The organism is Gottfriedia sp. NPDC056225 (assembly GCF_042267765.1).
Classification (GTDB): Bacteria; Bacillota; Bacilli; order Bacillales; family Bacillaceae_G; genus Gottfriedia.
Map to the genome: position 1 here is coordinate 1 of NZ_JBHJTJ010000050.1, position 26,490 is coordinate 26,490.

Consider the following 26,490-nt stretch of genomic DNA (forward strand, 5'->3'; position numbering starts at 1 on the left):
ATATATACATCACTAAGAAGAGTGTATGTTTTTAGAATATATCATATCACAAACAATGCCATTAATCCTGAAATCAACTTCATTTTAATATAATATAAATTCATCTACAAAAATAAGAGCCACCTCTGTGACTCTTTACTATTTATACTATTCAACTATTTGCTATTTTAGTAGATTTATAAATAATAAGAATTTATAATTTTCTAGTTTTATCTCCAGAACTGATAATTATATGTACATCATTCGAGCTTCCACTATCAATATGATGTTTCATTTTTGATAGATCAATATCCGTTTCAATTTTTACTTTTTTGGACTCGTTTCCAGCTAGATTCACTCTGTATGGACCACCTTTTTTCATGAGTGATAACATATGTACCTCTTCTTCATTTGGATATTGATCGTAAAATTCAACATTAAAGTGTACGTCTTTGCTACTATAGTTTTTAAAACGTAGTTCACATTCTCCGTGTAATGTTGTTTCATTAACCTTATCAAAATTACACTCACTGTTTTGGGATTCATATGAAATCGCGTAAATGTCAGTTGCAATCGTATTTTGATATGCATAGGTAAGGTAAGGAGGGCTAAGTGCAGAAATTATTATAGCAAGTATTACAATTCGAGCTTTGTATTTTTTTAATGCTTTTGCAAGAAAATAAAGGCTAATTACAAAGAAGAATAACCATATAACTCCTTTATAATTAATTCCGCTGCCTTTCGTCATTGGTATATTTATGACTGAAGCCTTTGCTCCAAAAGTATTATCATTAGGAAAATTAATGCTTAAAACTATAGATATTAGAAATAATATGATTGAAATATATAAGAACTTTTTATTTTTTAACAATCAATCTACCGCCTTTTTTTAAAGTATCAAACCACAATAGTATTAAGATATGTATAAAATATTTATGCCGTTTTGGCACATTTTTAACGATTTACATCAACTGTTGAAAGTCCCTCAAATCGATTTCTAAACAGAATGATTTAAAAGAAATCTCACTAGCTCACTACATTAACAATTTATAATTTTTGATGTCCTACATTAATTATCTATTAAACAATATTTACCATCCATTGGATTAATTCCTTCTTCCTCTAATAGTTAACTAAAAAAAATGCGATTCATAAAAGAATCACATCTTAAAATATTGCTCTATTTAATTCACCTTAATAATCCTATTTAATATAAGTCAATCCAATACGATTATTAAAAATCTGGTTTCTATTTTTGAAAATAAAAGAACCATCCTTATAATCAATAACTAGTTGGTCTTCATAAACATCTTCAAAATTTTTATTAACCATAAATTCAAATCCGTCTCCAATAATCATTTTTTCATTTGGTCCGCATTCTCTTTTATTAATCACTTTTATTTCGTAAATATTGTTGACAACGTCACAACTACCACGATCAAATTCTAATTGAAGTATTTTGTTTTGATCTACGCCTGCAAGTATTTCTTTTGCCTCATCAGTTATTTTAAAATCCATTTTAAAGTCTCCCATTTATATTAAGCGTTTAAGAACTTCACACATACAGCTTCTGGAACTTGTACGTCTGTTTGAATCGCTGTTAGTTTACCAGTTGTATTATTTCTAGAATATAAAACTAGAGTTCCTGACATTTCATTTGAACCAACTAAATAATTTTCAGAAGGGTCTAAAACGAAATCTCTTGGCCAGTTCCCTTCACTTGAAGTAATTTCAACTAATTCAAGCTTACCAGTATCTTGATTTACACTAAATACTGCGATGCTATTATGACCGCGATTACCAGCGTAAACGAATTGACCATCTTTTGAAATATGGATAGCACTACCTTGATTGTTTTCAGTAAAATCACTTGGAATAGTAGAAACATACTGTAGTTCAGTAAAGCTTCCGTTTTCTTCATTAAATTGAAGAGCGATTACTTCTGAGCTAAGTTCAGTCATAATATAAGCAAATTTGCCATTCGGATGGAATGTGATGTGACGTGGCCCGCTTCCAGGTTTAACAGATAGACTACTTACTTCAACTAAAGAATTGTCTTCGATTTTGTATGTAACTAATTGATCAATTCCTAGGTCAATTGCAGCTACGTATTTTTCATTTAATGTATAACCAGAATAGTGAGCATGTGGTTTTTCTTGTCTTTCTTTATTTGGTCCTGTGCCTTCGTGTTGCATAACCGATTTCGCAACACTAGCAAATCCATTTTCATCGTCAATTTTATATAGTTCAATAGTCCCTTTATGATAATTTGCTGTAACGATATTTTGTTTTTTTGAATCCACGCTAATATGACAAGGTGAAGCGCCTTCAATTAACTGATCATTTAATTTTTGTAGTTCACCGTTTTCATTAATTGCAAAAACTGAAATACCACCTAAATTTCCTTCTTTTACAACAGCATATAAATTCTTATTGTCTTCACTAATCGCTAAATAAGTTGGATTTCCCAATTCAGCCACTGGTTTTACGTCTGTAATTCGTTCTTTTTCAGTATCAAGTGTAAATTGATATACACCTTTACTTTCACTTTTTGTATATGTACCTACATAACCAACAAATTTCTGATTCGAATTCATTCTATTTTCCTCCTCTATTCCTTGTTTTTATGTAAATACCCCCATTTCATTGCTTCAATGAAAATGGGGGCTAAATACTTATTTAAGAATCATAAGTTTATGACAAATTATAATGTTGTTTTTGCCCAGTCAGCAGCAAATTTTTCGATACCTTGATCTGTTAATGGGTGTTTTGATAATTGCTCAATTACACTGTAAGGAATTGTAGCAATATGTGCACCTGCTAAAGCTACACGAGTAACGTGGTCAGGGTGACGAACTGATGCAGCAATGATTTGTGCATCTAAGTTATGAACACGGAATAATTCTGCAATTTTAGCAACTAATAATACGCCGTCTTCAGAAATATCATCTAAACGTCCTAAGAAAGGAGAAACATAAGTAGCACCTGCTCTAGCTGCTAATAATGCTTGGTTAACAGTGAAAATTAGAGTTACATTTGTTTTTACACCTTTTTTAGTTAAGTAACGACAAGCTTCTAAACCAGCAAGTGTCATTGGTAATTTAATTGTGATATTTTTATCTCCACCATTGATTTTAATAAGCTCATCAGCTTCAGCCATCATTTCTTCAGCAGATACTGCGTTTGGTGTTACTTCTGCAGAAACAGATTCTACTTCAGGAACTAATTTTAAGATTTCTTCGATACGATCTTCGAATTTAACTCCTTCTTTTGCTACTAAAGATGGGTTTGTTGTTACACCTGATAAGACGCCCATTTTGTAAGCTTTTTGAATGTCTTCTACGTTAGCTGTGTCAATAAAAAATTTCATTTTCAATTTCCTCCATTTGTTTAGGGATATATCTTATTTTATACTTTATTTATTTCTTTTCAACTGCATGTCCACCAAATTCATTACGAAGAGCCGCAACTACTTTACCAGTGAACGTATCGTTATCTAAAGAACGGTAACGCATTAATAATGACATTGCGATTACTGGTGTAGCAGCTTGAAGGTCTAGAGCTGTTTCAATCGTCCATTTTCCTTCTCCAGAAGAATGCATAACTCCTCTAATTTCATCAAGTTTTGCATCTTTAGAGAATGCATTTTCAGTTAATTCCATTAACCAAGAACGAATAACTGAACCATTATTCCATACTTTTGCAACTTTTTCATAATCGAAATCAAAGTCACTTTTCTCTAAAACTTCAAAACCTTCACCAATAGCAGCCATCATACCGTATTCGATACCATTATGAACCATTTTCAAGAAATGTCCACTACCAATTTTACCAGCATATAAGTAGCCATTTTCTACTGAAGTATCTTTAAAAATTGGTTCTACAATATCCCAAGCTTCTTGGTCTCCACCAATCATATAACAAGCACCATTACGAGCGCCTTCCATACCGCCAGAAGTACCAGCATCCATGAAACGAATGCCATGTTCTTTTAATTCATTATAACGTCTAATTGATTCTTTATAGTGAGAATTTCCTGCTTCAATAACAATATCACCCTCTGATAAGAATGGTCTAACATCATTAATAACAGAATCAACAACACCATGTGGTACCATAATCCAAAGTACGCGTGGAGTATCAAGATTTTTAACTAATTCTTCTAGGTTTGTAGTACCAATTGCACCTAAGCCTTTCATTTCTTCTACTGCAGCTACATTTAAATCAAATGCAACTACTTCGTGATTATGATCCATTAAATTTCGACCTAAATTCAAACCCATTTTACCTAATCCAATTAAACCAACTTTCATTACTTTATCCTCCCAAAATATCTACAGTAATATTATTGTTTTTCTCTAGTTACATTTTTTTATGTTAACAAAATCAATTATTCATTTATAGTTTAAGAATTTAACAAAGATTTACTTACATTAACTACATTCTCTGTACTAAATCCAAATAATGCCATTACTTCATTACCTGTTCCAGATGCTCCAAAAGTCTCAATTGAGATTTTTTTACCTTTGAAACCAATATAACGTTCCCATCCAAGTGAAATACCCATTTCAATAGAAACACGGTTTAAAATAGTTGATGGTAAAACTGATTCTTTATAATCATCTGATTGTTTATCAAATAATTCCCAACTTGGCATTGCTACTACACGTACTGATACGTTTTCTTTTTCTAGTTCTTTTTTACTATTTACTGCTAGTGATACTTCTGAACCAGTAGCGATTAAAATTAAATCAGGTTGGTCATTTGTTTCAGTTAAAACGTAACCACCTTTAGTAAGATGATCTAATTTACGAGCTGTTTCTTCATATACAGGTAAGTTTTGACGGCTTAATACTAAAGCAATCGGACCTTCTGAGTTTTGTAATGCATAAGCCCAAGCATTAGCTGTTTCATTTGCATCAGAAGGACGAATTACTGTTAAACCAGGAATTGCACGTAAAGCTGCTAAATGTTCAACTGGTTCATGTGTAGGTCCATCTTCACCAACAGCGATTGAGTCATGTGTAAACACATAAGTTACTGGTAATTTTTGTAGTGCTGCTAAACGAATCGAAGGACGTAAATAATCATTAAATACAAAGAATGTACTTACGAAAGGTTTAACTCCACCATGTAATGCCATACCATTTGCTGCTGCACCCATTGCATGCTCACGTACTCCGAAATAAACATTACGTCCAGCATAAGATTCTACTGCAAATTTACTTTCATCTTTAATATCTGTCATTGTTGAATGAGATAAATCTGCGCTTCCTCCGAAAATTTCTGGAACTGATTTAATGTAATGATTAATCGCTTCACCACTTGCAACTCGAGTAGAAATTGTTTTATTTTCATCAAAAGTTAATAAATCTTCTGCTTCGATTAAAACATCTCCTTTAATTGCTTTTTCAAGCTGAGCTGCTAATTCTGGGTAAGCTTCGCGATATGCATTAAATAATTGCTTCCACTCTGCTTCTTTTTCACTACCTTTTTCTTGGATTTCTTTAAAATGTAACTTAACTTCTTCTGGTACAAAGAAATCTTCTTCGTAGTTCCAAGCGTAGACTTTCTTCGTTTCTTTCGCTTCTTCAAGACCTAATGGATTACCATGGGCTTTATTTGTACCAGCCACTTTAGGACTTCCGTATCCGATAATCGTTCTAACTTCAATAATAGTTGGTTGATCAGTGTTTTGTTTAGCAAGTTCGATTGCTTTTGAAATTTCAACATGGTCATTACCATCTTCTACTCTTAAATATTGCCAGTTAAATGATTCAGCTCTCTTTTTCATATCTTCTGAATAAGAAAGGTTTAATGTACCATCTAATGAAATATCGTTTGAATCATATAGAACTACTAACTTTCCAAGTTTCATATGACCTGCAAGTGACATAGCTTCGTATGCAACACCTTCCATTAAATCACCATCACCAACTAATGCATAAGTAAAATGATCGATAATAGAAAGATCAATTTTGTTAAATTTACCTGCTAAATGTGCTTCAGCCATTGCCATACCAACTGCAGTAGCAATCCCTTGTCCAAGTGGACCAGTTGTAGCTTCAACGCCATCAGTGTGGCCAAATTCAGGATGACCAGGTGTTTTACTATTTAATTTACGGAAATCTTTAAGGTCTTCGATTGAAACATCGTAACCTGCAAGATGTAGTAAGCTATATAACATACTTGAGCCATGGCCAGCTGATAAAACAAAGCGGTCACGGTCAAACCATTTTGAACTTTTTGGGTTATGCTTTAAATGCTCAGCCCATAATGCATATGCCATTGGTGCGGCACCCATTGGTAAACCAGGGTGACCAGAATTAGCTTGATTAATCGCATCAATAGAAAGGGTACGGATTGTATTAATTGATAATGTAGAAATCGAATTCATCGTTTATATGCTCCTTTTTAGGTCTGAATCTTTGTCTTGTTTTTCAATAAAATCTGTATCTAACCACCATTTAAATCCATCTTCTGCTAATAATTCTTCTGCAGCTGTTGGACCAAATGACCCAGCTTTATAAGATTGAAGTGGAACTAAATTCTCTTCAAATGCTTCTAAAATTGGTTGAACCCATTGCCATGATAATTCTACTTCATTCCAATGAGCAAAGAATTTCGAATCTCCTCGTAACGCATCATTTACTAATAATTCATACGCTTCAGGATGAGCTTCCTTATTAGCAAAATACTCAGCTTGTACAGGTTCGATATTCCCTTCAACGTTTTTACTATTTAAGTAGAATGAAACTCTTTCATTTGGGTTAATTTCAATTACTAATAAATTTGGCCCATTGTTCGAACTTTTCTTTTTAGTAAGGTTTTGAATCGGACTTTTAAATTCAAAAACGATTCGTGTTGATTTTTCTTTCATTCTTTTACCAGTACGGATATAGAATGGTATTCCCTTCCAAAAATCATTTTCAATTAATACTCTAGCTGCTACAAAAGTATCATTTTGTGAAGAGAACTCAATACCTGGTTCCTGTTTATAAGCTACTACTTTTTTACCATTAAGTTCACCAGAACCATACTGTCCACGGACTACATGAGAAGCTACTTCTTCTTTTAATAAAGGACGAAGTGATTCAAGTACTTTTTTCTTCTCATCTCTCACATCACTTGCAGTATTTTGATTTGTAAGATGCATAGCTGACATCATTAACATTTGTAACATATGATTTTGGAACATATCTCGAATGGCTCCGGATTTATCATAATAACCCGCTCGTTCTTCTACTCCGACAGTTTCACTAGCAGTAATTTGAACATTTGCGATATATTGATTATTCCATAATGCTTGTAAAACAGGATTAGCAAATTCTAGTGCTTCTAGATTTTGAACCATTGGCTTACCAAGGTAATGATCAATTCTATAAACTTCTTCTTCTTTAAAAGATTTGCTTAGTTTTTCATTTAATTCTCTAGCTGTTTTTAAATCACGTCCGAATGGCTTTTCAATGATTAGACGTTTCCATCCATTCGTTGTGCCAAGTCCGCTTTCTTTAATATTTGATGCAATTACATCAAAAAATTCAGGTGCTACTGATAAATAAAATAATCTGTTTTCAGGAATGTTTAATTCCATTTCTCTTTCTTTGACTAAATCTAATAATTCAACGAATCCTTCTTTGTTCGTGATATCCAATTTTTGATAACGAATTGAATCTAGAAATTCTTGGACCATCTTTTGGTCTTCTATAGAACGTCTTGAAAAAGTAATTAGTGATTCTTTTACTTGATTCTGAAATTCGTCATGTGAAAAATCTTTTCTCCCGATTCCGATGATTGAAAAAGCATCGGGCATCTTGTCATCAATATATAAATTATATAATGCAGGGAAGATTTTTCGTTTTGCTAAATCACCAGTGGCTCCGAACAATACAAATGACATAGAATCCATTAATTAACCCCCCTTTTAGTCGAACTTTTAAATGATTGATAATAAAAAATATATTTTCAAACGATCTTTAATTTTTATTTAGAGCTAGCTAATGTTAGTTCAAATAATTCATTCCAACTATCTATTCGGAAAATATTTTTTACACAAACATATAATACATGAAAAAAATTTTTCTTTCCAATAAAATGCTTATGTTTCTATTTATTGGTTTTTTTTAATTTCATTAAAAAAGCCTTAATTAACTTTTTAGGTTAATTAAGGCTTTGTTTATTATGTTAAAACAATGCGTAAAGTTGTTAAAATTAAACCGATAATAAACCCACAAACAGCTCCGTTAACACGAATCCAAGTTATATCTTTACCGATTTTATTTTCTAGTAAATCAGTTATTTCTTCTGTTGATAATTTTTCAATATTGAATTTTACTAAGTCTGCAATTTTATGATGATATTTTTCAATTGTGTTGATCAATAATTTCTTAAAGCTTTGTTCAACATTTTCGATCCAATTTGAATTTTTTATGAAAGCAAGAATTTTTTCGATTGAATTTAAGATAAAATCTTTATCATTTAACTTATTTCTAAACAAATTAATTACTTGTTTTACAACATATTCATAGCCTTTATTTTTCCATTCATCTAATTGATGAATGATATTTTCATTCGATTTAGTTTTCTCTGCTTCCAGTCGAATAAAGGATAGGATAAAATTCCTTCGATCACTTTTAGGGTCCTTTAATTCTGTTAGTAAGTCTATTAATCCACTATGTACAAATTCAGTAATCTTTTCTTCACCAATCATTGGTAGAAAAGCTTTTATCATGAAAAACTTTCGTTCGATAAACTGAATAATCTCTTTTCCGATTAATTCTTTTATATGTGGTGTGCTGACTGTTTCTTCAATTTTATTAATTAGAAACTCATAAGTTTTTGCATCCCATTCTTTTTCAATTACTGTATCAACAGCATTGCTAAGCAATTTCTGTGAGGATATTGAATTGATCGTCGGTTTAAATGTCTTTAACAGATAATTTTCGATTGTTTCATCCTTGATTGAAGCACCAAATTGTTGGATAGATTCAATCATTTTTGTTCTAGATTCATCATTTTCAAGTAGTCGTTCAAATGCATTTAACCCTTGATTAATCCATTCACGCTCTTCTACTTTTTCAATTAAACTTTCCTTACTAAGCCATTGATTATTAAGCGTACTTATTATTCCCTCTGTAATCTTTGCTCTATTTTTAGGCAATAAGGCTGTATGTGGAATAGGTATACCAAGTGGATGACGAAACATTGCCGTTACAGCAAACCAATCCGCAAGACCACCTACTAAAGCTGCCTCAAATCCACCAGAAAGGATCTGTAATAGCTTAGATTGGAACGGCATTGTTGCAGCAAAACCACATGTTGCAACGAATAGTGAAATATTTGCTAGCCGTTTTGAATTTTTCTCTTTCATTAATAAAAATCCTCCTAGATCTATTTGAAAATAGTATATCATTCCTTTTATCTATTTCTAAAATCTTATTTACTAAAATTAATTTTTTTATTGTTAGAGGTAGTGAACTGAAAGATTACAAATTGAAAGGAATAGCATGATTTTTTTAGTTTAACAAAAATAGACTGGAACCCCAGCAGACTTATTAGAATTGATACGATCACCATGAAATATGAATCTATAAATAACAAACAAAATAGACCACCTATAATAAGCTGGTCTTCTAAATATATTTAAAAACGAAAATAGATGAGACATAGACTGTCATTAAACAGTGAATGCTTCAATCCATTGCACTACCTCTTCAAATGTTGGTCTTTTATTTTGATTAGTAACCCTAATCTAAAGTTAACCACTGTATTATCATCTACAATTAAATCGTAACCATTTATCAAATAGAATATAAATAGCATTGTTATTACCAATTGATATGGGTGTATATTCTACATCTTGAATGTTAAACTCATCCAGAAGTTGTTTCAAATCAATCTTACTTAAGATTGGAATATTCATGGACATGTCCCCTATAAATTTATTCAACATTTTCATCATTAAAAATCTCTGATCAAAAGAGGGAGTTTCATAGAGATACAATCATCTTGTGGTTTCTGTCTTGTAATATTCTACTTAAAAATTTAATTGAAAATGATGACAAGTTATATCCAGCCTATTTTTAAGATAGAATCTATGTGCGTCATATCGCTGAACTCCAGAATCTAAGTGGAATTGTTCACAATTATTCTCTTTTGCTTCATTTATTAACCAATTCCATAAAAGCTGTGCATATCCGTTTTTACGATGGCTTTCACTAGTTATTAGATCATCCACATAAAAATATTTACCCCATGCTAATGATTCAGTCATACGATAGCCCGCAACCGCTGTTACTTCTTCATTTTCAACAACGGCTACAAGATGATAATGATTTGAATTTATTAATCTGTTAATTGTTTCAACATATACATCTTCTCTTAAATGTGGACGTAATTGATTGACTGTTTGAAACGTTTTCAAAATATCTGAATTACTTTTCATTAATTTTATTTCTGCCATCTTTTCCCTCTCCTATTCATAAAAACAATCTTCCATAAAAATACCAAATTTTGTTATATATTTTATCATTTTTATGAATTGATTTGTTATATATTTTAGGTTTAAGGTTCAAATCCTTTTTGACTTATAAAAATCTGATTTTCCGAAAAGTATTTTTTAAAGCGTTCATAAACTAGCAGATAAGCTTCTGAATCATACCATTCTTCTAATTTGATCTCTTTATATTTCGTCTCTATTCCAAGGCGTGCTGTCCTTTTGCCTCCACTCCCATCACCCATAAAAAAATCATCTATACAAACTCTATTAACAATTTTCGACAACTTTATTGGAAAATCCTCACTACTTGGTAAAACTGGAGCAATTGTAGCTTGTGTTGGAATCCCCGCATTTGCAAGCTCTTCTAGAGTTTTTAATCTTGCATTAATAGGAGGAGCAAAAGGTGTAAAAATCTTTCTTATTTCATCTAAATCCGTTTCAATCGTCATACTTACGCGTACTTTATCTTTGAATAGCTTTAAAAGATCAATATCTCTTTTTACAAGCGAACTTCTTGTTTGTACAAATAAGAAATCAGGCTGTTGTTGAAGCATAGTTTCTAATAAGCTTCTGGTCAATCTTTCTTTATACTCAACCGGTTGGTAAGGGTCAGTACTTGAAGACATGAAAATAGTCACGTCACCTTTACTTTTAGCCCTTTTCAGTTCTTTTTCCAATACTATAGCTGCATTTTGCTTAATATCAATCCATTTACCCCATTCTTTTTTTCGAAAAAGTGATACGGGCATCTGCCTAACATAGCAGTATGAACAAGCAAATGAGCAACCGGTATATGGATTTAAGGAGTGCGTATAACCTGCAAGGAAACCGGTTCCTTTATTCAGTATCGTTTTAGGATTTTTATAGAATAGTTCACTATTCATACGTTCAGCTCCTTAAAAGCATCTCGATTAATAGATGGATTCAATTTTTAAAAGACTCTTTTTCATATCTAAGCCACCTCGATAGCCTGTTAAAGTACCATTTTTACCGATTACACGATGGCAAGGAATAATGATTAATAATGGATTGGCACCGATCGCTGTCCCGACTGCTCGAACAGATTTCGGCTTATTGATCGTTTCAGCAATGTCTGAATATGTTTTTGTTTCTCCATAATTGATCGAGCGAAGCGCATTCCAGACAACATTTTGAAAGGCTGTCCCCCGAAAATCCACGTTTAGATTAAAATCAATACGCTCGCCATCTAAAAATTCAATAATCTCTTTCTTATAAACTTCCAGTTGCACTTCATCATTTACCATTTCTATTTTTGGAAAGTATTTCTCTTTAAATAATAGTAATTCTTGCTTCGCTCCATTTTGCGAACCTACAAAACATAGTCCTTTACTTGTTGCCGCTATATAAATGTTCCATTCTTTATGGTTTACGAATGTCCAATATAAATTATCAATTGTGTTTACATTCATTTTCAATCTCTCCTTACTACTCATTTGTACGCCAGATAATCTACTGTTTATTATAAACATAAAAAATTTTGATGGACGGTTATTAGAATGAAAGAGCAAGAATTTAAAAATTTATTTCACAGAGTGTAAAAAGTTTTATTCTTTTTTTACTCTTTTTTATCACTTAAATCTTGTACTAATTTCTCTGCAGCACTTCTATATAAATTACTCATATTGACAAAAGAAGTAATGAGAAGTAATTGCTCAATGTATTCTTTTATTTCATCATCGGCTTGTTCAAGCTCGATATTTACGTTTTCAACAGAAGTTTGTAGATCGATTTTAAACTTATCCAAATTTATTTCATTTAAATGTAAAAAACTAGTATAAACATCATCAATATTCAATTGATTATTATCTAAAATTCTCTGATTTAAGCCATTCAACGTTTCTTTTATATCATTTATCGAAAGTGCACCTTTTAAGTGATAAATTAAACTAATTAATATAATATGGTTCTTCGTATATTTCTTATTTTTAATCGGGAAAAGCAGTTTCGCTTTCGCGTAATTATTGATCATTGTTTTAGTTAGTACTTTTTCATTAGCATCCGTTTTTGCAAACTTATTATCAAATAACTGGATTACTTGATCCATATATAGGTCTAAATTTGGGACATCATCTAATAATATTTTTTTGTCTAAATCCAATTCTTGAATTATATCAATTATATTTTTCATCTTTAATCCTCTAACTTTTGTCATTATTAACGTTATTTTATCACAAAATATTCACACTTTAAACACTTGACTACATAACCTTGTTAGTGATAACTTTATATGTAGTTATTAAAACTACATAACATAGTTGGAGGAGATAAACTTGGAGAACTACATGCGTGAACCTATTAATTCTTTAACTCATTTAGTTGGGGCTGTTTTATCACTATTCGGTTTAATAGCGATGATTTTTAAATCTACTTTATCTGGTGGGAGTATTTTACAAACGTCTGCTGTCGTCGCATTTGGTATAAGTATGATTCTTCTCTATTCGGCATCAACTACATATCATATGGCAAAAGCCAGCGATAAAATAATCGCTTTTTTAAGACGAATGGATCATTCAATGATTTTCATCTTAATCTCTGGGACATATACTCCTTTTTGTATCATTAGTCTAAATGGAAAAATTGGATGGATTATGTTTTCAATTGTAACTTTTATCGCTTTTTGTGGCGTTTTATTTAAATTAATTTGGTTTAGTTGTCCAAGATGGTTATCTACTACTCTATATATCGCTTTAGGTTGGGTAATTATTATTGCTTCAGCACCTTTATCTGAAGCAATCAGTACAAAAGGAATGTTCGCATTATTTTTAGGCGGAATTTTCTATACAGTTGGTGGAGTCATATATGGAGTTAAGCCTAAATTCTTATCTTTTAAAAACTGGGGTTTCCATGAAATCTTTCATATTTTTATTATGCTAGGAACACTATGTCACTTCTTCTGTGTTTACTATTTTGTCATTTAATCATGATAAAAAACCATCCATTCGAACAAAATGGATGGTTTTTGCTTATTTTAAAATGCCAGTCCCGACGATCTTTACTTCAACTTTTGGTTTAATTGTAATTTTTGCATACTCTTTATTCCAATCCAGTTTTTTCCACACATCCGGATGAAATGAAATTAACTGTCTGCCAATTCCTAATGCATCACAATTTGATTCTTGAACTGTCTTAAAGACTTTCTCAGCTTTTTTTGTTAATTGCTTTGATAATTCTTTATTTAACTTATCAATCTCTTTTTTTGAATCTAATTCATCATGTGCGTACTCAAGTGTATCAACTTCTAGTTTTAAATTTAATTTAACCGTTATTTTATTTTCTTTTGAAACTTCAATTTTCATATCTGGATCATTTTTTTTCACTTGAATCGATATATATCTTTCTCTTATGTCTTTTTCTTTCGGACTTACTTCTAAATTAAATCTTGCGAATTTTTTCATTTGATTTTTAAATAAAAGTAGTAAGGTAGGTTCATCATCTAAAAGATTATACCCAGTATATTTATGATTGTTAAATAAAGCTAAACCAGATATATCAATCAGTTTTTTATCAACTTTTTCAATTAGCGGTAAAACAATATCTTCACCTGGGTCAAACATAATGGTACAGATCGTTTGAACATTCTCAATTGGAACGATTGAATGACTTTCCGCTGTGGTTATTAGATCCAAAATTTCTTCACTTACAAGGGTTGCCTCTACTTTATTTAGTTTTAAAATTTCTTCGGCTTGGCCCTTCGCAACAATAACTTTAGCCCCTAATGAACTTCTTGGGTCTCTATAAACGATATCGAAAATTGGATAAATATCCTGTTTAGCCAACTCATTTCCTAGTATTAAAACCCTTGTTTTATTTGTAGCATAATCACCTGCTACTTTTCGAGTAACTTTTAGTCTCGCATCACCAGGGGTTTTCCCATTAGCGTTAACAATAATATTTGTTGATTTCACTTGTGAGGGATCCCCCCCTCCTTGGATATCAGTCTTAATAACTGCAGTTACTCGTACATTATTATCTTCTGCTAAATCATATCCCGCACTATAAACTAGTTTAGATTCCTTAAGTAGCCTTTGATCCCAACAACTTGTTAAAGGCAAGATACAAAGTAAAGAGATTAATACTAATTTATACTTCATATAAACTACCAAGTTCTTTCTTTTTTCTAATAAACGAAACAATTAATAAGATTAAAGGAATAAGAAAGACGAAAAGATAACTTGAATATGAAAGGAAGGTCCCAAAAATCATTATAAATTCTTCACTCTGAGGTACAAAAATGCAGATAACCGCTAATATAAGCCCAGTAATAATGGTTGTTTTACTATGGTTTTTAAATTTTAAGAGTTTACTGATACCAAAACAGGTTAAATATAAATAAGTCACAACTGAAGTCAAAATTGGTACAACCCATATAGAAAGAAAAACAAGATCTAATCTTTCAATTACTTCATAAGATAATGATTTTAACAAATATAAAATTGGCTCAGGAACGATTGAAATTTCCGCTTTGCTAAAACTCATATAACTTGTAATCAAAAAGAATGTATACAATATAGTTACAAAACTAATCGAAATCGTACCCGCCTTCAATATTTTGCTTGGCTTAGCTTTTATAAACGGAAATAATACTAAAATAAACTCAAAGCCCAACATTGAATTTATCGCATCATGTGCTCCAAGAAAGATGTTTTTAACACCCGCTTGTCCAATTGGAAATAAATATCGATAATTTACATTATTGTAAGAACAAATTTCTAGGAATATCAAAAATAAAATTAAAACACATACGAAAGTAAAAAATCGTGCAATTATTTTCATATTTTCTTTCGCTAAATATATGCCTGTCCCAACGATAAAAAAAATTAAAACATAAGGTGGCGTAAATGTTAATATCCATTTTTTAAGTGTGGAAATTGTTAACACTATAATAAATATCGAGACAATAAAGAAAAATAGAATGTAAAGACTGGATATAAAAACTCCTATATACTTCCCTAGAATTTTTGATGAATATTCATATATAGTATCTTTCGGAAATCTCTTTCCAAGTAACCACATGATGAGTAATAGAAAAAAAACCCCGATTCCAGCTAATAATACAGAAATCCATCCATCATGTTCTGCATGTTTATGTACGACATAAGGTAAAGATAGTAACCCTACACCTATTTGAGATTGAATAATGACGAATGTAAATTGCGATATGGAAAGCATCTTTTCATTTTTCATCATTTTCCCATCCCCTAGAATTATTTTCTCGATTAAATTTCTTTGGCAAAGCTGCAAACGGCCGCTTCTTCATTTTCCATATTGGAGCGCGAACAACTGTATCTTTTATATCCGATTTTCTAAAAGGAGCAAATGGCGCAAAATATGGTGATCCGAACGATTCTAGTTTGCATAAATGAATTAATATAATACTAAGCCCAAATACGATTCCGATTAACCCTATTATTGATGCTGCAAACATTAAGGGAAAACCAAGTAACCTGACAGAAGTTCCTATTTCATTGTCTGGAACAACAAATGATGCTATTGCAGTGAGTGAAATGACGACGATCATCGTATTAGAAACTAAATTTGCCTGTACAACAGCAGTTCCAATTACTAAACCGCCTACAACGCCTAGTGTTTGTGCGATTGGATTTGGAAGCCGTATCGCAGATTCTCTTAGTAATTCTAACGTTATTTGCATTCCTAGAGCTTCTATTAATGGCGGGTATGGAACGTTCTCTAGTGAACTTTTCACGTTAAATACTAGATCTATTGGAATAATTTCAAAATGAAATGAGACTAATGCGATATATAATGCAGGTAAAGATATCGCAATTAAAAAACTAACTAATCTTAAGATACGTGCAAATGATGCGACCATCCATCGGCTATTATAATCATCTGGTGATTGATAAAATGAAAAAAACGTAATTGGTAAAACAAGTGCTGAAGGGCTACCATCTGTTAAAATAGCAATTTTTCCTTCCATTAAATTTCCCGCTATACGATCAGATCTCTCTGTTGTCAGTAGCTGTGGAAATGGCGAATACGGATTGTCTTCTATGAATTCCTCAAGATTTCCTGGAGAATATACATAATCAACATTTACATATGAAAGTCTTCTATGGACTTCCTTAACAAGATCCTCATTTGCAATCGTTTCAATATATAAGACTGCTAAGCATGTATCAGATTCTACACCTAACGATAAAGTTTTCACAACAAGATTAGGATTACTAATTCTTCGTCTTATTTGATTAATGTTAGTAATAATACACTCTACTAATCCATCATGAGAGCCTCTAATCGTTTGTTCACTACTAGGCTGTTCAATGGATCTATTTTCAAATGAAGTGGTTTCTAAAATAAATCCACATTTTTCATCTTCTATGAAAATGACCGTTTTGCCTTTTACAATACTTAGAATACATTCATCAAACGAATCAGAACTTTTAACATCTTTAATTGCCACCGTATTCGGAATTGTGTCCTTTGAATTATTAATTATTTGTTGAATGATTTGAGTCTCTAGTATTTCTCTACCTACAATTGTACTAATATAGACAACTGCAATTTTCTTATCTTGAAACTTTAAATTACGTATGGTTAAATCACTCGAATTTAATAATGATTTTTTGGCATTTTCAATATTTTGGTCCAAATCTCCACTTATATCAACTTTGGAATTCCCATTATTTTGATTATGTTTATTCGAACGCATATATGCATTTCACCTAATTTCCAAACTCACACAATAAATTAGATTTATTTTACGTAAAATATAGGTTATTATTCATTCCTACATTCCAGTATTTGTAAAAGTTTTAAATATAAAAAAAGACGATCTAATAGTCAAAGTGATGACTTTTAGATCGTCGAAATGTGAATATAATTATTCATTAACTTTTTTCTTCCAAATTCCTAGCATAATGGCAGTGATAATAGAGCCAATCAGAATTGCTAGTATATACAATAATGGTTTATTTACTAACGGAATAACGAATGCTCCTCCGTGTGGTGCCGGCAATGTAATCCCAAATGCCATAGCAAGTCCACCCGCAATTGAAGAACCTACAACTGAACTTACAATTACACGTACTGGGTCAGCAGCAGCAAATGGTATTGCTCCTTCAGTAATGAATGAAATACCCATAATATAGTTTGTAATACCTGATTTACGTTCCATTTCAGTAAACTTAGATTTAAAAATCGTCGTTGCGAATGCGATACCTAACGGAGGTACCATACCACCTGCCATTACAGCAGCGTGCGGTCCAAAATTATTTGCAGCTATTGCTGCGATACCAAATGTGAATGCCGCTTTGTTAATCGGTCCACCCATATCAACAGCCATCATACCACCTAAAAGTAATCCTAGAAGAATGGCATTTCCTCCATTTAAACTATTTAACCAATGCGTTAATGCAGTATTTAAAAATGTTACTGGAGGGTTTACAACCAATTCCATTAAAACACCTGTAATTAATAAACCAAACACAGGATATAAAAGAACTGGTTTAATACCTTCTAATGAATTCGGTAATTTTGAAAAGACTTTCTTTAGACCGAGTACAACATAACCAGCTAAGAAACCTGCAATTAAACCACCTAAGAAACCTGCACCAGCGCTAGAAGCTAAAAAACCTCCAACTACACCAGGTACGAATCCAGGTCGATCTGCAATCGAACTAGCAATAAAACCAGCTAATATAGGCACTAAATAACTAAATGCCCCTGTTCCACCAATTTTCATTAATAATTCAGCAATTGGACCTTTTGTATGAATTCCTCCAAAAGCAAAAGCTAATGCAATTAGAATTCCTCCTCCAACTACAAAAGGAAGCATATTACTAACACCGTTCATTAAATGTTTATAGATACCTGAACTTTGTTTAGTTGAAGATGCGCCAGAACCATTTTTAGTCGCATGAAAAATTGGTGCATCTTGCTTAACAGCTCTCTCTAATAATTCTTTTGATTTACGAATACCATCTGCAACGGGAACTTGAATAACATGTTTCCCGTCAAAACGGTTTACTTCAACTTGTTTATCAGCAGCTACTATAATAGCTGATGCTCTACTAATTTCATCACTTGTTAGTTCATTTTTAATTCCTGTTGAACCATTTGTTTCAACTTTAATATCGATGTTTAATTCTTTCGCTTTAGCCTTTAGTGCATCTGCAGCCATATACGTATGAGCAATACCAGTTGGACATGCTGTTACCGCAAGTACTAGTTGACGAGTTGAATCATTTATTTCTGTTTCTTCATTTTCTTCATTTAACGATTTTTCTTTTTGATCGATTAAGTTTAGTATATCGCTTGCATCTTTTGCGGATAATAATGATCGACGAAAATCTTCGTCCATTAATAAAGAAGACAAACGAGATAATGTTTCTAAATGGGCATTATTAGCACCTTCACTAGCTGCAATCATAAAGAATAAGTGAGCTGGTTGACCATCAAGTGATTCATAATCTATTCCTTCTTTAGATCGTCCAAATGCGATGGCAGGAGTCTTAACCGCAGTTGTTTTTGCATGTGGTATTGCAATACCTTCTCCAATTCCAGTCGTACTTTGGCCCTCACGATTTAAAATAGCTTCTTTAAACTGATTTTTATCGTTTAGTCTCCCTGCGCTATTTAAACCTTCAATCAATTCATCAATAACTGCCATTTTTGATGATGATTTCAAATCGATGAGAACTGTATCTATTTTTAGTAATTCTGTTATTCTCATAATTCGTCCCACCTAACCCTTTTCTATTTTTACTTGTTCAAGTAACTTTTCAATCTTCTCTTTTTTAGTTAAATCCTCTGAAAATGCAGTAGCACTACCTGATGCTACGCCAACTTTAAATGCCGTTTCTATGGAGTTTGTCAAAACATAAGTTCCTATAAAACCAGCTACAAGTGAATCACCTGCACCTACCGAGTTAATGACTTCTCCTTTTGGAACATTTGAAACATAAACAGATGATTCAGTGATCAGCACTGCCCCGTCTCCAGCAAAAGATATCCCAACATTCTGTGCACCCATCTCAACTAACTTTTTACCATATGGGATGGCTTGCTCAATCGAAGTAATTTTGACATCAAATAAATCACCTAATTCATGATGATTTGGTTTAATGAAAAAAGGTTGATGTTTTACTACATCTAAAAGTGCCTTTCCACTTGCATCTACAACGATATGAATACCATTTTCTTTCCCCCACTTAGTCAATATTTCGTATAAATCAAGCGGTAAAGTATTAGGAATATTTCCGGCTAATACTACATAATCACCTTTTTCAACTTGATTTAACTTATCAAAAAATTGAGTAAGCTTTTCCTCGGAAATTGAAGGTCCTTGACCATTGATTTCTGTTTCCAATTGAGATTTCAATTTTATGTTAATTCTAGAATCGCCTTGCACTTGAACAAAGTCAGATGATACATTTTCTTTTTCTAAAACAGATTTAATAAAATCACCTGTAAATCCTCCGACGAATCCAAGAGCTACACTCTTGACATCTAATCTATTTAAAACTCTAGAAACATTGATTCCTTTTCCACCGGGAAATTTATTTTCCCTCTTCATTCGATTAATTTTTCCTAATTGAAGATCGTCAACTTCAACAATGTAATCAATTGAAGGATTAAGTGTTACTGTATAAATCATGATTTCACTACCTTTATCACTGATGTTTTTTGCTCAAATTGTTTAGCTATTACGTCATCTATATCGTCTGTTATAATGATTGCTTCTTCTATTTCACCAATCTTAGCAAAGCTTGTTTCACCAAATTTACTAAAATCTGCTATTATATATACTTTCTCTGAAATTGAAATCGCTGTTTTCTTTACAAATGCCTCTTCAGGGTCCGGCGTAGTATAGCCAAATTTAGAATGAATTCCATTCGCTCCAATAAAACATTTATCAAAACGAAAATTCTTTAAGCTCTCTGAAGCCATATTACCGATTAGCGCTTTTGTATGCCCTTTCATTTTTCCACCTATTAGGTAAGCAGACACTTCATTTTCGAATAGAGCTTCGACATGCATTAAGCCATTCGTGACAACCGTTACATCTAAACCTTTTAATAAAGGAATCATTTCAAATGATGTACTACCAGCATCTAGATAAATACAATCGCCTTCATTAATCTGCGTAACTGCAAGACCAGCGATTAATTTTTTATTATGAACGTTTTTGGACGTTTTTTCAGTCATACTTAATTCAGTGGCTTTGCTATTAATTGAAGCTGCTCCACCATGAACACGTTTTAGGAGATTAAGAGACTCAAGTTCAACTAAATCCCTACGTATAGTGGACTCCGAAGTATTCGTCGCTTCTACGATATCCCTTAATTTCACAATACCCATTCTTTTAATCATATCTAATATCAATTGTTGTCTTTCGGGAGTTAACATAATCTTCATCCTTTCATAAAACCAAGTATATGTCACAAAAAACAAAAAATCAATCATTTTCTTTCAAAAACATTCAATAACAACCGGAAACTTCCAATACCAATCAAATTCATCCTATTTGTAAAAATTTACAAGCTACATTAAACTATTAATTAAATGATAGTATTTCATTAATTTGCTAATAATATTTATGTAAATTTGAATTACTCAAATTTAAGTTTCATAGAATCAAGCCTTTAACTATGTTAAAAATTAGTAGTAAATATCAATTATTATCAGAAATGGGGAATATCTTTTGAACGAAAATATCCTAATTAGAAAAGAACTATTGGAAAGTGTTGATCATTTAACTGATGATCAATTAAATAAAAGAGTAAATAATGAAAAATGGTCCATCATGCAAGTTCTTGAGCATTTATACTTAATGGAATCAAAATTAGTTAAATTGATGACTAAAACATTTAAAGAGGCTCCAATCGAAGTCATATCAGATAAACCAATTCATCTTGCAACTAATCGCGCTAAAAAAGTAACCTCTCCACAGCATTTTGAACCAACAGATCAATACATAACGATGGATGAAATGAAAGAGAAATTGAAACAATCGAGAAAATCCTTATTGGACTTTGTTGAATTAACTAATGACCATAATCTAGAAGATAAAGGAATGCCTCATCCGATTTTTGGACAAATCAATCTAAAACAATGGATTCCTTTTATTGGTGTACATGAAAAGCGTCATATTGAACAAATAAGGGAATTAATAGAAGAATTTAATTAAATTAATTCACTCTGTAATGTTTGTTTGATTACACTTGTAATTATCACTTGTTTTTGTTTTGGACGATTCTGTATTAGTTAATGTTTTATTATTTAATTTTTATGAATTGAACTAAATTTATTCAGGAACAACTTACTAGAAAAATTAAAAAAGAGCTTATCAATACGATATGCTCTTTTCAATTATTGAAATTTAAAATAGTAAATAGTTAAATAGTACACTAAGCACAATATTTAAAAGTATATTTCTTTTTTCTTTTAGTGATGTTATTTAGAATACCAACAAACTTTTAGTAGTGGTTCTTTTAAGAATATAAATTATTGAGATGATAATTGTTTGAAGTACAAATTCAATTATTTGTTTATAAGTAGACGATTTATCGATATTTAGCAAAATAACCGAGTATTTATTTCTATTCTTCTTTAAGTATAGGGATTAATAAGGTTCTTTATTGAATGCATTTTTATTTTGAATGAGTTGATTGGAACGGAGGGGTTCTCGACTCCTATGGGATATGCGGGAAGGCTAAAGACCCCGCAGGCTCGCCGAGGAGGCTCAGGTCTCGCCCTATGGAAAGCGAGAATCCTGTAGTGGAAATCAACATCATACTGCTTCCTTTATATTGGAGAAATCTTGATTGAATGACAGTTCTTTTTTAATAACAAGAAAAAAGCTTATCAATACGATAAGCTCTTTTCTTATGAAGAGATTGATTCCAATTCTTTTTTATAAATACTAAGTATTTGATCTTTATGCACTTCTAATTGACTTGATACTTGTGAAATTGAATAGCCAATAAATAATGGAGAAACAACAAACCTAGGAAGAATTTTACAAATTATTTTACCATTCCATTTATAAAAGAATAAATTATAGCTTTCTAGTCCTTTATAAAAATGGTTAAGTAAGTAATGTGTGCCTATTTGTAAATAAAGAGCCATTTGAGGTATAAACTTTTTATCATCAATTAGAATATTAAATTCTCTAAAACCCATAATTGGATGTGTAGAAATATTTAATTCAAATCCTTTATTTGCAGAAATGACTATTCCTTCAAAATATACATCTGTTATCTTTTTATTGTAATCGATATTTTTTAGTCCTACGATTTGCATATGTGGATGACTTAATGTTCCTCCTGATAGTGGGCCATGATTTTTATATAGAATAACTGACTTGTATTGACCTGTCGATTCCATTTCATCCCATTTATCAATTGCAAATGTTAACAAGTCTGTTAAATGAGTTAAAGAATATTTCGATGGATCTCCACTGCAGTCATCACTTTCAATAATAACAGTTTGATACGTATCATCTAAAGTCGGAAATTTATTATCTAAATAAATGATTGATCCATAAGTATCAATAATATTAGTTAAGTTTTCACGATCACAAAATGGACATTTTACTTCTTTATTTTTTATGCTATCAGGCTTTTTTACACCAATATCCATTTTAAATTGTAATACTTCATTTTGAATATCCATCTCGGTTTCCCCTTTGAATAAAGTGTTTACTATCTCTCTAATTAATATAAATTTTTGTTCCCGATTAAAAATTGCTTTCTAATTATTTCATTTTAAATTTATTGCAAAATTCGAGTCGCTCTCGAAGTTTAAAAATTTTTATGTATTATTTAAATAATAATAAACGAACTATTTGTTTATCAATAAAAACGCTCAATAAATTTACATTCATTATAATTTTATTATCCTCAATATATTAATCACATGATAAAAATAAATCCAATATTAATTTATCGTTTTAAATTGTATTATTTCTACTAATTTTCAAATACTAATTACGATATTCAACTTGAATATCAAAGAAATCCCAAATTATCTTAGAGGTGAATCCAACATGACAATAAAAAATCATTTAGATCCACATTCTCAGAAGTTTTACCACAATTGGACTAGACCTAAACGTGCTAAATCGCAAGTTAATGGACATACAATGGAGTCACAAAACACGATTATTTTAAAAAGCAACGCTAAGGCACACAAATGGTAAAGTAAGATAATTAAGGTGCGGGAAGACATTAAGTTGTCTTCCTTTCTTTTAATTATAAATAAAACAGCCATGACAAATGCCACGGCTGTTAGTACATTTATTATTTATTAGTACCATGTTGTTTAGTTGGTAACTTTTCGTTTGGTGTACCGTTACCTTGATGCTCTTTATTTTTTTGGTCTTTTCTTTGCTTTTCGTGTAAATTTTCGACAAACTCATGTGTATCTTCCATTTTAATTCCTCCTTAGATAAGAATCTAAGTGTACTTTAACCATTCAAGGTAAAAAAAATTCATTACCTTTCAATAAATTACATGGATTATTATCAGCACTATTACAACTTACGATTAGTTGATTCTATTTCACTTAATTATCTAGTTCGTTGTGTTGCTGCACCGATTAAAATAAAAATAGCCGAAAATATATGCAAAAACATACCTAAAAAAGGAATCCAAGCAAGACAAGATGTAACGATCCCAAATATATTCCCAAAAGCTGACACACCAGCTTTTTTCGCAAGCACTAGTGTAATAATATGGAGAACTAAAGCAATAAATAATGGGGTATATCCAAAACCAATAACAATTGAACCACCGATAGCTGGAATACCTAGTAAAGCTTCAAAACCACCTGAAATCCATTTCATTGTTTTAACGTTAGATTTCATACATACTCCTTTTAAACTTTTTTTCGTATTATTATTATAGTATTCCAAAATTTATTGAACTAATTAGAATGAATCAGATAAAAAATCACTTCAACCAGGTCAAGCCACAAATAGTGTGTAAAATAAAAATCCAATGTATCCAACTGTTTTATTAGTTACTAAAATTCATTCCTTTTTATGATTTAATTGCGATTTTGCCATTTTTATTTGCGATTCTTCTACTTTAATTGCGATTACCCTTTTTTATTGGAATCCTTAACAAATCTTCTTTTAATCATTAAAAATTATAACAAAAAAGAATGCCCCAAAAACTTTTATTAATTTGGGCCACCCTTTCTTTAAATCAATTATATTGTTGTAAAAAATTCCTTATCGTTTTAGCAATTTCATGCGGATCCTTAAGTTGGTCATTTTTAAAGCTTAGTACAGAATTCTTTTCATCAAACCCAAGTGATTCTTGTAGGAAACCTCTTAGTCCACGGTGTAATCCAGCTTTATCAACAGCAAACCTCATAAATAGACCATCTTGATTCGGTTCAATCATGCATTCAATTTCATCAAATCGCCATTCTCTTTTTGAGTTTGGAACAAACTCCCACTCTTGATAGAAATGACCGTGTTGAGCTTCAACTTCAACTTGACGTAATCGGAATCCTATAAGTGAAAACGCTTCTATAAAATTAGCTAATTCAGCATGTGCATTTACTTTCAAGTAATCAGTATCTGTTGGATCTATACTTAAGTCTATGTCTAAATCAGTTTCAATCCAAACTTGACCATGTCTAATTGTTATTGGTGTGTAATATGGTAGTTGAAATGAAAAGGGTAATATTTTCCTTTCGTTTGCTTCAATTTTCATATTACCTATTACGCGTTCTTCGTGTAATTGAAGTTTAACCGATACTTCATCGTCTCCACTTTTCTTATTTGCATAAGCTTTTAGTTTAAGCGCTATATGATTAATCTCTTGTACAACTGAACCACCATTAATTTCGATTATACCTTCAACATTTTTTCCCGGATATAAATCTCTTGTATGTATGATTGTATTAACTGTAGCTGCTCCAATTCCAAGTCTAGCTAGTACTTTTTTTAACATCGTATCCCCTCCAAAGAAAAATCACTACTTTTCCATTATATAGTAGATAACTAATCTTGAATAATTCTAAAATATGATTTGTTCTCCTTTATAACAGTATGAGCAAAAGTAAAAATTATGTAGTTAATGAATAAAGAATAATTAGACAAGTTATGAATAGGATAAGCATATTTTAAAGTAAGAAACTATTTTAGGAGGGATCTTATGCATATTATATTTATCAAGAAAAAATGGTTATTGCTATGTTTCCTATTAGTCGTTATCGGATTAAGTGGATGGTATTACTTAGCTCCAAAGGCAATTCAAACTACTGCAGTGCCAAAGCAAGTAAAAACAATTAACGTAGATATGGTTACAGCCGAATTTAGTACTAAGCTAGAAGATGGTACGGAAATTGAAGCATATAGATGGGATCCTGGCACAATTGTGATTCAAAAAGATGAAAAGGTAAATCTTAAAATTCATGGCATTAATGGAAAAGAACACAGTTTTCACATCGAAGGAACAAAACTTACTGGAGTAGTAACAAAAGGCAAAACGACTGAAATTCCGTTATTATTTAAAAAAGAAGGTACTTATCGTTTAGTTTGTGATACACATTCTCAAGATGAAGCTCCAATGGTTGGCTATATTGTTGTAGATTAAATTAAAGACAAATTTTAGGGTGTTCACAACTCAAAAAAGATAGTAAATTATTTACTAATTTACTATCTTTTTACTTTATTTAATCTTTATTTTACGCTGGTTTTTACCTTTAATTAATGTTACCTCTTTACTCCAAGTCCCCTCCATTGGTAGCTCTATACTGACCTCATAAACACTATTAGTTATTTTCTTCATACTTGCCTCAACGTGATGATTCATACTTTTCATTTCCATTTTAAAATGAACTGAATCCACATCTATTTCTTTCCCGTCTGAATTCACTAAATTTACTTGATAAACATGGGTTTGCTTGTTTTTACTTGATTTTTTTTCATACATTGTTAATTGAATTTTATCTAAAAAGGGATTTGATTTTAATTCTGTATTTTTGCTACAACTAGAAAAAATTAACACACTACA

General features: G+C 31.3%; 28 protein-coding genes. 4 read left to right on the top strand and 24 right to left on the bottom strand.

The genetic code is table 11. The features are described from left to right. Positions 1-193 precede the first annotated feature (193 nt). From ACFCYN_RS21435 to ACFCYN_RS21495, 13 genes are all read right to left on the bottom strand, one after another. Positions 194-850, bottom strand: a complete 657-nt coding sequence (locus ACFCYN_RS21435) for a hypothetical protein (RefSeq protein ID WP_375951656.1) — start codon at positions 848-850, stop codon at positions 194-196. Between the two features lie 332 nt (positions 851-1,182). Continuing rightward, on the bottom strand, positions 1,183-1,497 hold the full coding sequence (locus tag ACFCYN_RS21440) for an iron-sulfur cluster biosynthesis family protein (RefSeq protein ID WP_172444474.1): 315 nt from the start codon (positions 1,495-1,497) through the stop codon (positions 1,183-1,185). Between the two features lie 20 nt (positions 1,498-1,517). Then, on the bottom strand, positions 1,518-2,576 hold the full coding sequence (locus ACFCYN_RS21445; RefSeq protein WP_375951658.1) for a lactonase family protein: 1,059 nt from the start codon (positions 2,574-2,576) through the stop codon (positions 1,518-1,520). Positions 2,577-2,683: 107 nt separating this feature from the next. Beyond that, a complete protein-coding gene (fsa, locus tag ACFCYN_RS21450; RefSeq protein WP_172444472.1) occupies positions 2,684-3,349 on the bottom strand; it encodes a fructose-6-phosphate aldolase in 666 nt (221 codons plus the stop codon). Positions 3,350-3,398: 49 nt separating this feature from the next. After that, the gene (gene gnd, locus ACFCYN_RS21455; RefSeq protein WP_375951660.1) at positions 3,399-4,292 is read right to left on the bottom strand and encodes a phosphogluconate dehydrogenase (NAD(+)-dependent, decarboxylating); all 894 of its coding nucleotides are present in this window, start codon (positions 4,290-4,292) and stop codon (positions 3,399-3,401) included. Positions 4,293-4,384: 92 nt separating this feature from the next. Further along, a complete protein-coding gene (tkt, locus tag ACFCYN_RS21460; RefSeq protein WP_375951662.1) occupies positions 4,385-6,376 on the bottom strand; it encodes a transketolase in 1,992 nt (663 codons plus the stop codon). Positions 6,377-6,379: 3 nt separating this feature from the next. Beyond that, a complete protein-coding gene (gene zwf / locus ACFCYN_RS21465; RefSeq protein ID WP_375951664.1) occupies positions 6,380-7,888 on the bottom strand; it encodes a glucose-6-phosphate dehydrogenase in 1,509 nt (502 codons plus the stop codon). Positions 7,889-8,158: 270 nt separating this feature from the next. Beyond that, positions 8,159-9,349 (bottom strand): DUF445 domain-containing protein, encoded by a 1,191-nt coding sequence (locus ACFCYN_RS21470; RefSeq protein ID WP_172444468.1) that lies wholly within the window; start codon positions 9,347-9,349, stop codon positions 8,159-8,161. Between the two features lie 402 nt (positions 9,350-9,751). Further along, positions 9,752-9,901, bottom strand: a complete 150-nt coding sequence (locus ACFCYN_RS21475) for a hypothetical protein (protein ID WP_172444467.1) — start codon at positions 9,899-9,901, stop codon at positions 9,752-9,754. Between the two features lie 114 nt (positions 9,902-10,015). Then, complete coding sequence (locus ACFCYN_RS21480; RefSeq protein WP_375951667.1) at positions 10,016-10,441, bottom strand: GNAT family N-acetyltransferase; 426 nt, start codon at positions 10,439-10,441, stop codon at positions 10,016-10,018. Between the two features lie 101 nt (positions 10,442-10,542). After that, positions 10,543-11,361 carry an SPL family radical SAM protein gene (locus ACFCYN_RS21485; RefSeq protein WP_375951669.1) on the bottom strand — a complete coding sequence of 273 codons (819 nt, stop codon included), beginning with the start codon at positions 11,359-11,361 and terminating at the stop codon, positions 10,543-10,545. A gap of 27 nt (positions 11,362-11,388) precedes the next feature. Beyond that, positions 11,389-11,907 (bottom strand): methylated-DNA--[protein]-cysteine S-methyltransferase, encoded by a 519-nt coding sequence (locus tag ACFCYN_RS21490; RefSeq protein WP_375951671.1) that lies wholly within the window; start codon positions 11,905-11,907, stop codon positions 11,389-11,391. 146 nt (positions 11,908-12,053) lie between these two features. After that, on the bottom strand, positions 12,054-12,626 hold the full coding sequence (locus ACFCYN_RS21495; protein ID WP_375951673.1) for a DUF1836 domain-containing protein: 573 nt from the start codon (positions 12,624-12,626) through the stop codon (positions 12,054-12,056). Between the two features lie 142 nt (positions 12,627-12,768). Here ACFCYN_RS21495 and trhA point away from each other — a divergent pair, with 142 nt between their 5' ends. Beyond that, positions 12,769-13,416 carry a PAQR family membrane homeostasis protein TrhA gene (gene trhA / locus ACFCYN_RS21500; protein ID WP_375951675.1) on the top strand — a complete coding sequence of 216 codons (648 nt, stop codon included), beginning with the start codon at positions 12,769-12,771 and terminating at the stop codon, positions 13,414-13,416. A gap of 45 nt (positions 13,417-13,461) precedes the next feature. Here the strand turns inward: trhA and ACFCYN_RS21505 are convergent, their stop codons facing one another. The 6 genes from ACFCYN_RS21505 to ACFCYN_RS21530 form a co-directional block, all read right to left on the bottom strand. Beyond that, positions 13,462-14,589 carry a Ger(x)C family spore germination protein gene (locus ACFCYN_RS21505; RefSeq protein WP_375951677.1) on the bottom strand — a complete coding sequence of 376 codons (1,128 nt, stop codon included), beginning with the start codon at positions 14,587-14,589 and terminating at the stop codon, positions 13,462-13,464. Next, complete coding sequence (locus ACFCYN_RS21510; RefSeq protein ID WP_375951678.1) at positions 14,579-15,685, bottom strand: GerAB/ArcD/ProY family transporter; 1,107 nt, start codon at positions 15,683-15,685, stop codon at positions 14,579-14,581. Before ACFCYN_RS21510 ends, ACFCYN_RS21505 begins: the two co-directional genes overlap by 11 nt. Continuing rightward, a complete protein-coding gene (locus tag ACFCYN_RS21515) occupies positions 15,672-17,168 on the bottom strand; it encodes a spore germination protein (RefSeq protein WP_375951680.1) in 1,497 nt (498 codons plus the stop codon). Before ACFCYN_RS21515 ends, ACFCYN_RS21510 begins: the two co-directional genes overlap by 14 nt. A gap of 171 nt (positions 17,169-17,339) precedes the next feature. Then, on the bottom strand, positions 17,340-19,190 hold the full coding sequence (locus tag ACFCYN_RS21520; RefSeq protein ID WP_375951682.1) for a PTS fructose transporter subunit IIABC: 1,851 nt from the start codon (positions 19,188-19,190) through the stop codon (positions 17,340-17,342). Positions 19,191-19,202: 12 nt separating this feature from the next. Next, complete coding sequence (gene pfkB / locus ACFCYN_RS21525) at positions 19,203-20,114, bottom strand: 1-phosphofructokinase (RefSeq protein ID WP_375951684.1); 912 nt, start codon at positions 20,112-20,114, stop codon at positions 19,203-19,205. Further along, positions 20,111-20,866, bottom strand: coding sequence for a DeoR/GlpR family DNA-binding transcription regulator (locus ACFCYN_RS21530; protein ID WP_375951686.1), 756 nt, complete (start codon positions 20,864-20,866; stop codon positions 20,111-20,113). Before ACFCYN_RS21530 ends, pfkB begins: the two co-directional genes overlap by 4 nt. Before the next feature lie 295 nt (positions 20,867-21,161). Here ACFCYN_RS21530 and ACFCYN_RS21535 point away from each other — a divergent pair, with 295 nt between their 5' ends. Then, positions 21,162-21,647: a DinB family protein gene (locus ACFCYN_RS21535; RefSeq protein WP_375951687.1), complete on the top strand. Its 486-nt coding sequence runs from the start codon at positions 21,162-21,164 to the stop codon at positions 21,645-21,647. 698 nt (positions 21,648-22,345) lie between these two features. On the opposite strand, the gene ACFCYN_RS21540 is transcribed toward ACFCYN_RS21535, so the two are convergent. Then, positions 22,346-23,128: a DUF4931 domain-containing protein gene (locus ACFCYN_RS21540; RefSeq protein ID WP_483867248.1), complete on the bottom strand. Its 783-nt coding sequence runs from the start codon at positions 23,126-23,128 to the stop codon at positions 22,346-22,348. Between the two features lie 379 nt (positions 23,129-23,507). Between ACFCYN_RS21540 and ACFCYN_RS21545 the strand changes: the two genes are divergently transcribed. Continuing rightward, complete coding sequence (locus ACFCYN_RS21545) at positions 23,508-23,660, top strand: YpzG family protein (RefSeq protein ID WP_098121145.1); 153 nt, start codon at positions 23,508-23,510, stop codon at positions 23,658-23,660. Positions 23,661-23,760: 100 nt separating this feature from the next. Here the strand turns inward: ACFCYN_RS21545 and ACFCYN_RS21550 are convergent, their stop codons facing one another. The 3 genes from ACFCYN_RS21550 to ACFCYN_RS21560 all read right to left on the bottom strand — a co-directional run bounded on the left by ACFCYN_RS21550 (position 23,761) and on the right by ACFCYN_RS21560 (position 25,425). Next, positions 23,761-23,892: a DUF4023 domain-containing protein gene (locus tag ACFCYN_RS21550; protein ID WP_098121144.1), complete on the bottom strand. Its 132-nt coding sequence runs from the start codon at positions 23,890-23,892 to the stop codon at positions 23,761-23,763. Between the two features lie 137 nt (positions 23,893-24,029). Continuing rightward, the gene (locus ACFCYN_RS21555) at positions 24,030-24,326 is read right to left on the bottom strand and encodes a hypothetical protein (RefSeq protein ID WP_375951691.1); all 297 of its coding nucleotides are present in this window, start codon (positions 24,324-24,326) and stop codon (positions 24,030-24,032) included. A gap of 343 nt (positions 24,327-24,669) precedes the next feature. After that, positions 24,670-25,425: a sporulation protein gene (locus tag ACFCYN_RS21560; RefSeq protein ID WP_375951693.1), complete on the bottom strand. Its 756-nt coding sequence runs from the start codon at positions 25,423-25,425 to the stop codon at positions 24,670-24,672. Positions 25,426-25,629: 204 nt separating this feature from the next. Between ACFCYN_RS21560 and ACFCYN_RS21565 the strand changes: the two genes are divergently transcribed. Next, complete coding sequence (locus ACFCYN_RS21565) at positions 25,630-26,070, top strand: cupredoxin domain-containing protein (RefSeq protein ID WP_172444450.1); 441 nt, start codon at positions 25,630-25,632, stop codon at positions 26,068-26,070. Between the two features lie 75 nt (positions 26,071-26,145). Here ACFCYN_RS21565 and ACFCYN_RS21570 read toward each other — a convergent pair. After that, the coding region (locus ACFCYN_RS21570; protein ID WP_375951696.1) for a FixH family protein at positions 26,146-26,490 on the bottom strand (345 nt) is incomplete at its 5' end.